Consider the following 13,589-nt stretch of genomic DNA (forward strand, 5'->3'; position numbering starts at 1 on the left):
CTCGAGTCCGTTCGAGTGACGGGACGAGGAAGCTCACAACTCGAGCGTGTAGACGACCTCCTGGCGCTCTTCGCCGCCGATTTCGACCGTCCCCTCGCCGGTCCGCTCGAAGCCCTGTTTCTCGTAGAATCGCTGACCACCGTCGTTCGAGGCGAGGTCGATCGCCTGCATTCGCTCCATGTTGAAATCCTCCAAGTCCGCCCGGAGTCGATCGTGGAGGGCCGTCCCGATGCCCTCGCCCTGGTGGTCGGGATGAACCGACATTCTGAGGACGTCGCCTTCCGCCTCGCTGACGACGCCGTGCGTGAAGCCGACGACCCCCTCGTCGGCCGTCTCGGCGACGAGAAACGCCGTCCCCGGTTTCGAGAGGGCCTCCTCGAGTCGCTCGTCGCCGTACCAGTCGTCGACCGTCTCGTCGATCGTCTCCCCCTCGAGTTCGTCGTACGTCTCGTGCCAGGTTGCTCGAGCGACCGTTCTGATCGCCTCGTAGTCGTCGACAGTCGCTGGTCGGATCTCCATACGCTCACCGAGGACCGCGAGTGCCAAAGTGCTATCACCCACCACAGTTGGGTATCACGCGACCATCGACGAAGCGCGACCAGCAGCGAACGCGTCCGACGACGAAGCGCAACCACTGCCGAAGTGCGACTGACGGCGAATATCGTCGAACGCTACAGGTCCCGAGAATAGACCGCTTCGTCGTAGAACTCGCCGTCGATTTCGACCTCGCCGGTGTCGGTCTGTTCGAACCCCTGACTCTCGTAGAACTGCCGACTGGTGTCGTTGAACGCGAAGTCGAACGCCCGAATCCGTTCGACGTCGTAGACCTCGAGTTGTTCGACGAGGCATTCGTGGAGGTCGGTTCCGACGCCGTCGCCCTGACGGCCGGGTTCGACGTACATTCGGAGGATGTCGGCAGTTTCGCCCTGTGCCACTGCGTGGGTAAAGCCGACGACCGACCCGTCGATCTCGACGACGAGGACGACCGTTCCCGGTGCCCCGAGTGGCATCGAGTCGTCGGTGTACCACCTGTCGACGGTCCGGTCGATCAACTCGGCCTCGAGTTCGTCGTACGTATCGTGCCAAGTCGTTCGAGCGACCGCTTTGATGGCCGAAAAATCGGCAGCCTCCGCCGGACGGATTTTCATACGTGTACGTGGAGGGGGATACCATAAAGTGACTTCGATACGTTACCAGTTGGCATGCACCGATGGCGAGATCGGCTAAGCGGTCTGTATCGTGGCTCGCAGCCGCTTCAGACGATTCGAAACGTCGAACGCGGTCGTCTCACCCCTCGACGTCGAACCCGCGCTCGCGAAGCAACGACGGAACGCGGTTGCGGTGGTCTCCCTGCAGTTCGATTCGCCCGTCGCTGACCGTGCCACCAGTCCCCAACGAGCGCTTGAGTTCCGACGCCGTCGACTGGAGATCGGCGGTCTCGAGGTCGAATCCCTCGACGATCGTCACCGGTTTGTCGTATCGTCGACGCTCCATTCGAATCGAGAGTTGCTGCTGTGACGTCTCGAGATCGCCCTGACTGTCGAGTTCGTCGAGTAAATCCTCGAGTTCGTCGTCGCTTGCCATATATTGGCATGGCAGCGGACGAGGTTAGCCCTGACCTTGCGCTTGCAATGGATCGGTCGAAGCGATACTATCTATGCGGCATACATGATTATCTCCCGTCACTTTCGCTGTTGTGTGCCCGTGTACAGACGCTGAAATGCATCGTGTCGGTGTGTCGGCGTGTCGACGTGTCGACGCTTCGGCGGTCGTTCGCGGTCGACGCATACTCGAGAAGCGTACGTATCCGAAATCGCTACGCACCAGGGGGTAATATCCTATTGAGGGCGGACTGTCGGTGTCGTGGGTCGACGAATCAGTGAGAGGCGGCGAAATAGCAACGCCACTGAGAGAACGAACGGGTTCACCCGTCAATACGACTCAAAGAGCGATATCAGTCGGCACACGAGCCTGTACGGGCTGTCCGCAGTCTGGTCAAATCTGAATTCGGTCGTCGATGCCGACGAGCCAGATAGTGTGGGAGAGTAATTGTCACTACCCCTACGTTATCGGACATACATAATATATTCAATAGATTGTCCCGAGGAACTGGTGGTGTGTCCCCTGCTGTGGCCGGTATCGATCCGTGCTCAGTGTTCCCGGCTCACGTACATTGATATACCTCCGTTCATTGGTGGCTCATATGTACCGCGTACTTGCGCCGATCGATTCGGACGAACCGCGCACGCGTGCCCAGATCGAAGCCATTCGCGACCTGCCGGAGGCAGCCGAATCGGTCCGCGTCGATCTGTTGCACGTCCACGAAGAGATCGACGCCCCGGGCGACGAAGCCGGAACGAGTTACATCCGCGAACTCAACGAGCGGATCGAAGATCTTCAGGGAACCCCGGATACGGTCGGAATCGCCGTCGAAGAACTCGAGAACGCCGGAATCGAAGCGGAGATTCACGACATCACCGGCGAACCGGTCAGTGCGATTCTCGAGGTCGCCGAGGAGTTCGACGTCGATGCGATCGTCGTCGGAACGCGAAGCCAAACGCCAGTCGGAAAAGTGGTGTTCGGCAGCGTCGCACAGGGAGTAATCATCGATAGCGACCGTCCGGTACTGGTCGCCACCCCGTGACCTGCGAGTGACAGGTGCAGGTGCGATTCCGAATAGCCACGCACCACGCGCGCACCGATACACGCTCGGCGTCGGTCGTCGCCAAACGATAGAACCGGACGTGTACCGGTGGAACTACCGTGGCCGTCTCGAGAGTCATCGACATCGATACCGACGTCGACGCCTCGCCGTCAGCGAAGCGGGCGGAGAACAGGTGGGATACACACGAATGAGTGCAGAATACGAACGAGACAGTCCATGGAATACGAACGAGACAGTCTGAGTCGCAGGTCGGAGCGGCCGACACTCGAGACGACGAGCGGCCGAACTCCACGACGACGAGGAGAGATGGACACATGATCGACGGAGACGACGACACGACGGGTGAATCGACTCGAGACGACGACCGTCTCGAGCGCGACTATCGAACGCGCAGGCTCGGGCCTCGAGTGAGGGGGTGATTCCTCGATGACAACTGCCATCCAATCGGCTCACGGCCGCAGTTGGCAGGCCAATACGTTGTTGATCTTGCTCTGGCAGGTCTCTGCGAGCATCTGCTTTTATGCGGTGTACGCGGTCACGCCCTTCGTACGTGACGAGTTCGGCCTCTCCGCGACGCTCATCGGCGTGATGGTGACGGCGATGATGCTCGGCTACACGCTGTTTCTCGTGCCGGCGGGGGCGATTATCGACACCTACGGCGAGGGACGAACGCTCGTCGTCGGCCTCCTTGGGCTTGCCGGCGGCGCGGTCGGAATCACCGCTGCGCCGACGTACGCGACGGTCCTCGGCACGGTGTTCGTTATCGGTGGATTCTACGCGACGGCGATTCCCGGGACGAACAAGGCCGTCTTCAACGTGATTCCCGACGACCGCCTCAACACGTCGATGGGGATCAAACAGGTCGGCGTCACGGCGGGGAGTGGCATCAGTTCGATCGTTATCCCGTGGTTCGGCGCGACGCGATTCGGCTGGGAAGTCGGATTTCTGCTGACGGGGATCCTCGCGGTCGTCGTCACCGGCGTGTTCCGACTCATGTACGGAGCGGGGGGAGCCGGCAGTGACGCGAGCGCCCTCGATATTCGCGGCCACTTCGCGAAACCGGAGTACGCACTGCTCACCGCCGCCGGGTTCTTCCTCGGCGCGGGGCTCTTCACGACGACCGGATACACGATCCTCTTCGTCGAGGAGGCGATCGGCGCGAGCGTCGTCTTCGCCGGGATTACGCTGGCCGTCGCCCAGGGATCTGGCAGCGTCGGTCGGATCGCGTTCGGGTGGCTCGCGGACAAACTCGCCGCACCGCTCGCGGTTTCGACGCTCCGTATTCTGCTCTTTCAGGCGGCCGGCGCGAGCGTCTTGTTCTTCCTCGCGACGCAAGTCCAGACGAACCTGACCTCACTCGTCTACTTCGTCTTCCTCGGGTTCTTCGTCCTCGGATTCACGGGAATTTACTATTCCTGTATCGGTTCGATGGTCGACCCCGACGAAATCGGGAGCGCCACTGCGGGGGGACAACTCGCCCTCAACGGCGGGGCATTACTCGCACCGCCAGTATTCGGATTTCTCGTCGACACGTCCGGATACGACACGGCGTGGGCGATGCTCGGCGTGAGTACGACGGTCGCGCTCGCGCTCTTGGTTCTCGCTCGCCGCAAACTCTAATGAAGTCGTGAAAATCATACGCACTGATCCGAATATAAAGGCAGTAATCCGTGATAGAAATTGTCGTCGTATATCGATCGTGAAAAAATCCATCAGACGGCCACCATGTTGCGTTAGCCGCCTCTATGGATCCATTACGAACGATAATGATTATCATAGACTATCGCCATAGTAGAAAGGGTTAAGTATTGGCCTTCGTAAGCATGGGCTTGTATGCCAAGGGATGACAATGTTTCACGGCGAACCGTCTTGAAAGCTACTGCTGCAACAGGCGCAGTCGGACTCGCCGGCTGTCTCGGTGGGGGGGCAGATCACTCGATCGCGATTGCGGGGACTTCGAGTGGAAGTGCAACGCAGGCGGCCGGACAGGCGCTCTCGCTCGTGGCGAACGACAGCGACGTCGTCGACGTCGACGTGCAGGTTACCTCAGGGTGGACGGCAAACCTCACCGAGTTCGACGACGGCGAGTTCAGCACCATCGGCGTAGACAACAACTCGCTCGCAGCGGCACTCAACGACGAAGATCCGTTCGACGAGGACCCCGTCGACGACATGCCGATGCAGGGGTTCCTCTTCGACAGCCTCGAGATGCACTGGGTCGCGATGGACGGGTCGGGGATCGAGTCGACCGCCGACCTCCGCGACGGCGGCTACACCATCTACCCGATCGAACCAGGATTCGGTACGCGACTGATCACTGAAGAACTGCTCCGAGACGACGGTATCTGGGACGCAAACGATATCAACAACGAGGATACCGACGACATTCCGGGCGTCGTCGAGGAGGGAACCGTCGACGCCCTCGTCCTCTACGGATCGAACCGCGTCGAACTCGCCGGTTGGTCCGCAGAGGTCGACGTTCGCAGTGACGGCCAACTGTACGCTGTCGATGTCGACGACGAGTTCGAAGAAACGCTCGAGGCGAACGACGGTGTTCGCGTCGAAACCCACGAACCGTACGGCTACGAGCAGGACCTCGAGACCGACGAGGTTACGAGTTGGGTCCTCGACGGTCAGTGGGCGTTCGGACCGGACGTGCACCCGGACGCAGTCTACGAGCTGTGTCGACTCGCCCACGAAGAACACGACGAGATGCGCGATTCTGACCCGACGACACTCGATTACGACGACGTGGAAGTGATGACCGAAGCAGTCCTGCCAGAGATCGACATTCACCCAGGAGCCGCCGAGTTCTTCCAGGAGCACGACGTCTGGGACGACGAGTGGAGCGAGGGCGAAGCTGACACTGACGACTAACTTGAGGGCACCACCGAATTGGTCCTCACTGCAACTTTCGTGCTACCAATATACGACGATATCTGGATTAAATAACTATGGCAGAACAACCACCGGCTGATGACACAGAAGACGCGGCAGATATCGATATCGATGGGAAAGGCATCGATATCGACGACGAGGTGACTGATCGCCCGATCGGAACGGAGATTAGTAACCGTCTCTCGTGGGACCGTTTGCAATCAAAAATGACGTTGTGGAGCTTTTTGGCGCTCCTGTCCGTTCCGTTCTGGTTGTACGTCATGTGGATGGCGTACCTGCAGTCGGCGATTATCGGGACGGCACCGTCTCGAGCCCAGTTCGGTGCCGGGTTCCTCGGCGGAGTCATCGTGTTGTACGCGCTCTACGAGATGATCCAACGCGTCGGTGGTGGGAAACGACACTACCGCAAGGACGTGAAAGAACTGGTTTCGAAAGAAAACCGGCTCGATACGTCGTTACTCCTCATCTCGGTCGCTCTCATGGCGCCGACAGTCGTGTACATTTACATAAACGCCCTCGACCTCGCCGGGCGGGGTGGGGCGTCGACGCCGGAGGAGGTGATGGCACTGTCGTTCACGCTCGTGATGATCTACATCACGTGGCGGGCGTTCGGACTGACGTTCCTCGCAGTCTTGTTGGCAGGGATAGCCTACGGCCTGTTCGGGTCCGTGGTTCCCGGGACGCTCAGCCACACCGGAATCTCGCCGGAGCGAACGCTCCGAATTCTGGTCATCAGCATGGACGGCTTCTTCGGCTTCCTGACGCAGTTAACGGCGGCCTGGATCGCCCTGTTCTTGCTCTACGCCGGGTTGTTGAAGTCCTACGGGGCGTTCGAACTCATCTTGCGCGTTGCGACTCGATCCGCGAAGTACATCGACTCCGGCGTCGCACAGACGGCGGTCATCGCGAGCGCGGTCATCGGGTCCGTTAACGGGAGTCAGACGGCGAACGCCGGCATGACCGGTTCGTTCACGATTCCGATGATGAAAAAGAGCGGCGTCAAGCCGGCTACCGCCGGCGGGATCGAATCCGTCGCATCCACGTCGGGCCAGGTTCTTCCGCCCGTCATGGGCGCCGGCGCATTCGTCATGGCCCAACTCATTACGGGCGCATCGTACCTCGACGTCATCGTCGCCGGCCTGATTCCGGCGGCGATCCTCATGATTACGGTCTTCGTCGCGGTCCACTACGCTGCCGGACCGCAGATCGAAGATCCGGATATGGACGAACTCTACGACCAATCACTCACCACGGGCGAAATGGTCCTCGAGGGGATCAAGTTCGGTGTCCCGATCGTGATTCTCGTCTACCTGCTCGGTGTCGTCGGCTGGACCGTCGGAACGTCGGCGTTCTGGACGGTCATCACGATGATCACACTCGGGATGGCGATTCCGACGGCGAAGCGGGCGTACGAAACGACCGACGTTCGGGAAACGTTCTGGGCGTTCGTCCACACTGGCGGCCAGACGATCAACGGGTTCCGCGAAGGCGTCATCGTCCTCGCACCCGTCGCGATCATCCTGGCGTCCATCAACGGTGTCGTCGACATTTTCGAAGCGACCGGCGTTCCAGGATCGATCGCACTCGCGCTCATGGACCTCTCTGGTGGCGTACTGCTGATCGCGGCCATCCTGGCGATGATCATCTGTATCATCCTCGGACTCGGGATGCCGACGACGGCCGCGTACACGATCGTGGCAATGCTCGTCGCGCCGACGCTGGTCGAACAGTTCATGCTCCCCGAGTTCTCCGGGCACTTCTTCGTCTTCTACGCCGCAATCCTGGCGGGGCTCACACCGCCAATTGCGACCTGTGTGGCAGTCGCTACGGGGATCGCCGGATCGAACTTCTGGCGAACGTGTTTCGAGGGCGTGAAAATCTCCGCCCCGCTGTTCGTCCTGCCGTTCTCGTTCATCTACCACCCCGACATCGTCGACCACGGCGGTGACGTGTCGGCAACGGTGTTGATGACGAGTGCGATCATCCTCTTCGGCGGATTGCTCATCATCCACGGACTGAACTACCGATTCGACCGCTCGAGAGTGACCGCCTACGGCCTCCGAGCCGTCTTCTTCGGTCTCGGTGTCACGGCAATGGTCTACCCCGAGACGACCGTGCAACTCGGTGCACTCGGCGTCGGAACCGCCCTCTACCTGACGCAAGCGGCCGTCGGTGAATCGAGTCCGCTCGACAAACTCCGCGGTTCGCAATCGAACTGATCGGTCGCGAACTGTCGACGGCTCTGAGCTAATTTTTCTCCGCGGATTATCACGGTCAGCCAAAACGTATCAGGTTCATCGAACCAACTGCGCCGACCGTCTCGCCGTCCGCTGGTTCGGCCGACCGAATTCGCCGTGTGAGTGGGGAACAATTATTATACTCCCGTTCGCTTACCCGATATGGCCCGCGTTTCATACGTTCGCGCAGACGAACTCGAGTCCGAATACGAAGACCTGGTCGTCTCCTCGCTCCAGCCGGGAAAGGCGGTAAACGTCTACAGCGCAGTCGCGACGAACCCGCCGGTTCTGAAAGGCCTCAGGCAGTTTCTCGGCTCGTTGTGGTCACACTCGGGGCTGAGCGACCGACAGCGAGAACTCGTCATTCTCACGGCGGCCCACGAAATCGGCGTCGGCTACGAGTGGCACCAACACGTCAACATTGCCAGAAACGCCGACATTACGGACGCAGAGATCGCCGCACTCGCTCGAGACGATCGGGAGCCCTTCGCCGAAGACGAGAAAGCCATCATCGCGTACGCTCGAGCGGTCGTACGCGGACGCGTCACCGACTCCCTCCACGACGCCGTCGTCGAGTACGTCGGCGAGGAGGCGACGGTCGGTGCCGCAACCGTCGCGGCAGGCTACCTCGGTCTCGGACGCGTCATCGACGCCCTCGACGTCGACCTCGAGGACGGTGACGACTTCGTCGGCTGGGACCCTCGATAGGTGCGCTCGAGAGCCCACAGGGCAATCGCTCACTGCACACCAGATTATCCGCCGCTGGCTGTCGAACGCAGTAGACGGCGCGAAAAACAAAAGAGCCAACTTATGGTACACACCAACATCCCCCAATGACTGGAACGACGCGCAACGGTGATCGAACGGATGGACGATAACGACCGCTCGATCGTCACGTTCGTCTCGCTGTCGCACATGATGGTCCACACGTACGAGTTCGCCGTCCCGATTCTCATGACGGTCTGGCTGCTCGAGTTTTCCGTCACGGCAGCGACGCTCGGGGCCGTCGTCACGGTGGGATACTTCCTGTTCGGGGTGGGCGCGCTCCCGGCGGGGATGCTCGTCGATCGGTTCGGCTCGAGGCCACTCATCTTCGCGTGTCTCATCGGAATGGCGCTCTCGTTTCTCTTACTCGGCATCGCGAGTAACGTCTACGTCGTCGCGCTCGCGCTCGGACTGTGGGGGATCGCCGCGAGCGTCCACCACCCCGCCGGTCTGACGCTCATCAGCAAAGGCGTCTCGGATCCCGGGTGGGCGTACGCCTACCACGGCATGGCGGGCAACGTCGGTATCGCGTTCGGACCGCTGGCGACCGCCCTGTTGTTGCTCGCGTTCGACTGGCGACTCGTCGCGGCGCTGCTCGTGGTCCCGACGGTGATCACGATCGGCATCGGACTCACGCTCTCGTTCGACGAGACGGCACAGGTGACGGCGACCGATGGCGGCGGAACGCAGAGTAAAGGCGAGATTACTCCCTCGTCGTTCGTCTCCGATACGCGACTGCTGGCAACCGTCGGGTTTCTGACAGTGTTCGCGATCGTCATGTTCAACGGCCTCTACTATCGCGGCGTGCTCACGTTCCTGCCGGACATGCTCGGCGGGTTCCTGGCCGACCTCGACATCCACCTGGACCTCTTCGATCCCGACAGTCCCTACGCCGAAGAGTTCGACCTCGCGCAGTACGTCTACGTCGGCCTCCTGATGATCGGCATCCTCGGTCAGTACATCGGTGGCATTCTGACGAGCAGGATTCCGACCGAACGAGGGCTCGTCATCGCACTCGGGGCGCTCACGATACTCGGAATTACGTACGTGCCCGCCGCGACGGCCGGGTTCGGACCGCTCCTCGTTGTCAGCGCGCTGCTCGGCGTCTTCCTGTTCGCGATGCAGCCACTCACGCAGGCGACCATCGCAGCCTACTCTCCCGCGGAAGCCCGCGGCCTGTCCTTCGGCTGGACGTTCCTCGCCATCTTCGGCATCGGCTCGCTCGGCGCAACCATCGCCGGATTCGTGCTCACCTACGCGAGCGCGAACGTCTTGTTCCTCGTCCTCGCCTGTTTCGCCGGCACGGGCTGTCTACTCGCCCTCTCGCTCGTCGTGCGAAACCGAGCGGGTGAGTAGGCAGCTTCTTTTCGAGCGTCCTGACGCGTTGATCGATCCAGAGCCGAGCCTGCCGTTCGACCCATCTCGACTCGAGCCAGCCGTTCGTCGATTCGGACTCGAGGCGTCGCCGTCGTCCGTCGAGACGCGTCGCTCGTCCGATAGGCAACCGAAAGAAGACGGATCGAGGGCTACTCCTGCCAGGAGAAGGCCGTCTCGAGGTCGTGTGGTTCGTGGCCGCCGTTCGCGTCCGCTCGCTCGAGGGAGGACTCGAGGGCGGGTTCGAAGTCGGGGTGGGCACACGACTCGAGGATCGCGCGGGCGCGTTCGCGCGGCGAGGTCCCGCGAAGGTCCGCGACGCCGCGTTCGGTGACGATGACGTCCACGTCGTGTTCGGTGTGGTCGACGTGTGGGGCCATCGGGACGATTCTCGAGATGTCGCCGTCGACGGCCGTCGAGGGAAGCGTGATGACGGACAGGGGCGAGTTCCGGGTGAAGTCGCCACTGCCGCCGATCCCGTTGAGCATCCGCGAGCCGTCGACGTGCGTCGAATTGACGTGTCCGTAGAGGTCGACCTCGAGCGCGCTGTTGACCGCGATGACGCCGAATCGGTCGACGAGTGTCGGACTGTTCGAAAGGTCGGCCGGCCTGAGGACGACGTCTTCGGCGTAGCGCGATGCGTTCTCGAACAGGCGCTCTTGACCGTCGCTCGAGAGGGCGAAGGAGGTCGCACTCGCGGCGTGGAGTTGGTTCTCGTCGAGTAAATCGAGCAGGCCGTCCTGAATCACCTCGCCGAAGTAGACGAGGTCTCGATCGCCAAAGTCCGCGTCGGCGAGCGCGCCCATGAGCGCGTTACCGAGGCTGCCAACACCGAACTGGACGCGAACCGAGTCGTCGTACAGCGACGACTCCCTGACTTCCTCGACGAGAAACGACTGCAGATTCGACGCGATCTCGAGGTCGACGTCGGTCGGGTCGCGGAACTCGTAGGGCGAATCCGGCGTCTCAGTTTCGACCACGGCGGTCAGTGCCTCCGAATCGAACTCGATGCGCGGGCCGCCGATTCGCCCGTCAGGAGCCGACAGTGGAACCGGCTCACGATTCGGCGGCGTTCCCGGTCGATAGTTGTCGTGGAAGGCCGTCAACTCGAGGGGCTGGGCTCGGTTTACCTCGACGATAATCTGGTCGACGCTCTCGACCCACGCCGGGGTGTGGCCGATCGAGGTCGAGGGGATCAGCCAGTCTTCGCCGACGGCGATCGCCTCGACGATGGCGACGTCAGGGTCGACGAAACCACCGTACTGAACGTCGTCAGCGAGTGCGGCGATGTGTCGATCCGCGAACGCAACCGTCTCGTCGTTGACCGATCGTCGGACCGCGCCGGCGGATTGATAGGGGTAGCGCCGGTCGATCGCGCCCGCTTCGACCATCGCCTCGTCGATTTCGTCGCCGACGCTGCCGCCGCTGACGACCGTGAGCCCGAACTCCTCGTCGGCATCGGCGATGGCGAGTGGAATCGCCTTCGGGTAGCCGACGCGGCCGAAGCCACTGACGAGGACGGTTGCATCGGGTTCGAGTTGGTCGACGACCGATTCGGCGTCGACGACGGGTAAATCGCCCGAGAGGCGTTCCGACGGGATCGTCACTCTAACTCCTCCGGTTGCGTGCCGACCCCCTCCGGCCAGCCCGTCGGCTGTGCCGCGGAGGGTTGTGCGTACTCGCGTTTCAAGACCATCGGCGTCCGCTCGAGCGAGAGCACCTGCTCGCCGTCCTCGTTGTATGCTCGGAGTTCGGTCGTTACGATGCCCACGTGGTCTCGAGAGTCGCTCTCGCGTTTCTCGATGACTTCGCTCTCGGCGAAGAGCGTGTCACCGTGGTAGACGGGGCCGTGGTGGCGGATCTTGTCGTAGCCGAGGTTCGCGGTCGCGTTCGCCGAGATGTCGATGACGCTCATCCCGACGGCGAGGGCGATGACGAACGTCCCGTCGACGAGGCGCTCGCCGAACTCGGTTTCAGCGGCGTAGGCCTCGTTGAAGTGCATCGGGTTGAGGTTCATCGTGATGTTGGTGAACCAAACGTTGTCCGTCTCGGTGACCGTCCGGCCGTAGGGGTGTTTGTACACGTCACCGACGGTGAAATCTTCGTAGTAACGGCCTTCCCAGCCGGAAACAAGTCGTCGCTCCTGTTCGCCTTCTGCAGTGTTATCGTCTGTCATGGTGTGTTTGATCTGCGGTGGTGGGTTGCGTGTCGATTCCGGTTTCGGTCGCGGTGTGCGTCCGTTAGCAGTGCGTTCGCTCGCTGCGTCGGTCGTCGAATCCTCAGTACGAGCGCGGCAGCCCCAACACGTTCTCGCCAACGTAGTTGAGGACGAGTTGCTGGGTGATCGGCACCAATCGGGTCAGGCGCGCCTCGCGGAAGTAGCGTTCGACGTCGTACTCTCGAGCGACGCCGAAACCACCGTGGGTCTGGACCGCCGCGTCGGCAGCGTCGAAGGCCGCGTCGGCTGCGAGAAACTTCGACATGTTCGCTCGAGCGCCGATCGCTTTCGGATTGGCGTCGTTCTCGACGGCGCTCGCGGCCGTGTAGACCATCTGCTTTGCGGCCTGCACCCGTGCGTACGCTTCCGCGAGCGGGTGTTGAATCGCCTGATTCTGGCCGATCGGGTTGCCGAAGACCTCTCGTTCTGAGGCGTAGTCGACGCCCGCCTCGAGTGCGGCCTCGCCGAGGCCGACGCACTCCGCGGCGATGACGAGTCGCTCCTCGTTGAGGCCGTCGAGCATCTGGTAGAAGCCCTCGCCTTCCTCGCCGATGACGGCGTCTTCCTCGAGGCGGAGGTCCTCGAACCACATCTCGTATGAGTGGACGAGATTACTCGCCGTCTTCTCGATCTGTTCGATCTGGAGGGCACCCTGATCGTAGGCGTCCTCGAGGTTGACGAGGAACATGGTCATCCCCTGTGTGCGTTTCTCGACCTCGGACTTCGGCGTCGTGCGCGCCATGAGCACGATGTAGTCGCTGGCGTCGACCCGGGAGATCCAGATCTTCTGACCGTTGACGACGAACTCGTCGCCGTCTCGCTCGGCCGTGGTCTCGATCGACGTCGAGTCGGAGCCGGCGTTTGGCTCGGTGAGCCCGAACGCCTGAATCGACGTCTCGCCGCGGGCGACCTTCGGGAGGAGGTCCGCTTTCATCTCCTCGTGGCCGTATTTCACGAGGGGGACGGAGTTGTAGATCCCGCCGTGAATGGCCTGGGCGGCGCTGAAGCCGCCGCCGTTCGCGGCGATCTCTTCCATCATGACGACGACTTCCTCCGTCGACATGCCGGCACCATCGTACTCCTCGGGGATCAACGCGCCGAACCAGCCGTTTTCGGAGAGTTGGTCCACGAACTCCTGTGGATACTCGCCGGCCGCTTCGTGTTCGCGCCAGTACGCGTCATCAAAATCTGCACAAATGTCTCGGATCGAGTCTCGGACCAGTTGCTGTTGGTCGGTCAACGAGACCGTATCTCTCTGTACCATTCGAGCGTGTGAACCTGTGGGAGTCTGCGTATTAAAGCTATGCACTCATCGGCTACGGACCGTCTCGTACGCACTCATATCCGGCGTTTGCTGGCGAAGGCACTCTCGAGGGGACGAACCGAAGGTCCCCCAATCCGACTCCTTGCGTAACACTGTCACGATCCGGGC

The 13,589-nt window shown here is 61.7% G+C and carries 12 protein-coding genes; 6 read left to right on the forward strand and 6 right to left on the reverse strand.

Annotation, left to right across the window (positions count from 1 at the left end; genetic code table 11):
- Nucleotides 1-33: 33 nt before the first annotated feature.
- The 3 genes from BB347_RS13300 to BB347_RS13310 form a co-directional block, all read right to left on the reverse strand.
- On the reverse strand, nucleotides 34-519 hold the full coding sequence (locus tag BB347_RS13300; protein ID WP_076583042.1) for a GNAT family N-acetyltransferase: 486 nt from the start codon (nucleotides 517-519) through the stop codon (nucleotides 34-36).
- A gap of 152 nt (nucleotides 520-671) precedes the next feature.
- On the reverse strand, nucleotides 672-1,148 hold the full coding sequence (locus BB347_RS13305; protein ID WP_076583043.1) for a GNAT family N-acetyltransferase: 477 nt from the start codon (nucleotides 1,146-1,148) through the stop codon (nucleotides 672-674).
- Between the two features lie 139 nt (nucleotides 1,149-1,287).
- Nucleotides 1,288-1,584, reverse strand: coding sequence for an SUI1 family translation initiation factor (locus tag BB347_RS13310; RefSeq protein WP_076583044.1), 297 nt, complete (start codon nucleotides 1,582-1,584; stop codon nucleotides 1,288-1,290).
- Between the two features lie 619 nt (nucleotides 1,585-2,203).
- Here BB347_RS13310 and BB347_RS13315 point away from each other — a divergent pair.
- From BB347_RS13315 to BB347_RS13345, 6 genes are all read left to right on the forward strand, one after another.
- Nucleotides 2,204-2,644 (forward strand): universal stress protein, encoded by a 441-nt coding sequence (locus tag BB347_RS13315; protein WP_076583045.1) that lies wholly within the window; start codon nucleotides 2,204-2,206, stop codon nucleotides 2,642-2,644.
- A 447-nt stretch (nucleotides 2,645-3,091) separates the two neighbouring features.
- Entirely contained in the window at nucleotides 3,092-4,285 is a 1,194-nt protein-coding gene (locus BB347_RS13325; protein ID WP_076583048.1) for an MFS transporter, read from the forward strand.
- A 213-nt stretch (nucleotides 4,286-4,498) separates the two neighbouring features.
- Nucleotides 4,499-5,542, forward strand: a complete 1,044-nt coding sequence (locus BB347_RS13330; RefSeq protein WP_076583049.1) for a TAXI family TRAP transporter solute-binding subunit — start codon at nucleotides 4,499-4,501, stop codon at nucleotides 5,540-5,542.
- 77 nt (nucleotides 5,543-5,619) lie between these two features.
- A complete protein-coding gene (locus BB347_RS13335; protein WP_083687792.1) occupies nucleotides 5,620-7,782 on the forward strand; it encodes a TRAP transporter permease in 2,163 nt (720 codons plus the stop codon).
- A 180-nt stretch (nucleotides 7,783-7,962) separates the two neighbouring features.
- A complete protein-coding gene (locus BB347_RS13340) occupies nucleotides 7,963-8,508 on the forward strand; it encodes a carboxymuconolactone decarboxylase family protein (protein ID WP_076583051.1) in 546 nt (181 codons plus the stop codon).
- Nucleotides 8,509-8,667: 159 nt separating this feature from the next.
- On the forward strand, nucleotides 8,668-9,921 hold the full coding sequence (locus BB347_RS13345) for an MFS transporter (RefSeq protein WP_076583052.1): 1,254 nt from the start codon (nucleotides 8,668-8,670) through the stop codon (nucleotides 9,919-9,921).
- A 170-nt stretch (nucleotides 9,922-10,091) separates the two neighbouring features.
- Here BB347_RS13345 and BB347_RS13350 read toward each other — a convergent pair whose 3' ends face one another.
- The 3 genes from BB347_RS13350 to BB347_RS13360 form a co-directional block, all read right to left on the reverse strand.
- Entirely contained in the window at nucleotides 10,092-11,546 is a 1,455-nt protein-coding gene (locus BB347_RS13350; protein WP_170872017.1) for an acetyl-CoA hydrolase/transferase C-terminal domain-containing protein, read from the reverse strand.
- Nucleotides 11,543-12,115, reverse strand: coding sequence for a MaoC family dehydratase (locus tag BB347_RS13355; protein WP_076583054.1), 573 nt, complete (start codon nucleotides 12,113-12,115; stop codon nucleotides 11,543-11,545). The genes BB347_RS13350 and BB347_RS13355 overlap by 4 nt, the downstream gene beginning before the upstream one ends.
- 103 nt (nucleotides 12,116-12,218) lie before the next feature.
- Nucleotides 12,219-13,421 carry an acyl-CoA dehydrogenase family protein gene (locus BB347_RS13360; RefSeq protein ID WP_076583055.1) on the reverse strand — a complete coding sequence of 401 codons (1,203 nt, stop codon included), beginning with the start codon at nucleotides 13,419-13,421 and terminating at the stop codon, nucleotides 12,219-12,221.
- Nucleotides 13,422-13,589: the final 168 nt, after the last annotated feature.

This window comes from Natronorubrum daqingense (assembly GCF_001971705.1).
Lineage (GTDB): Archaea > Halobacteriota > Halobacteria > Halobacteriales > Natrialbaceae > Natronorubrum > Natronorubrum daqingense.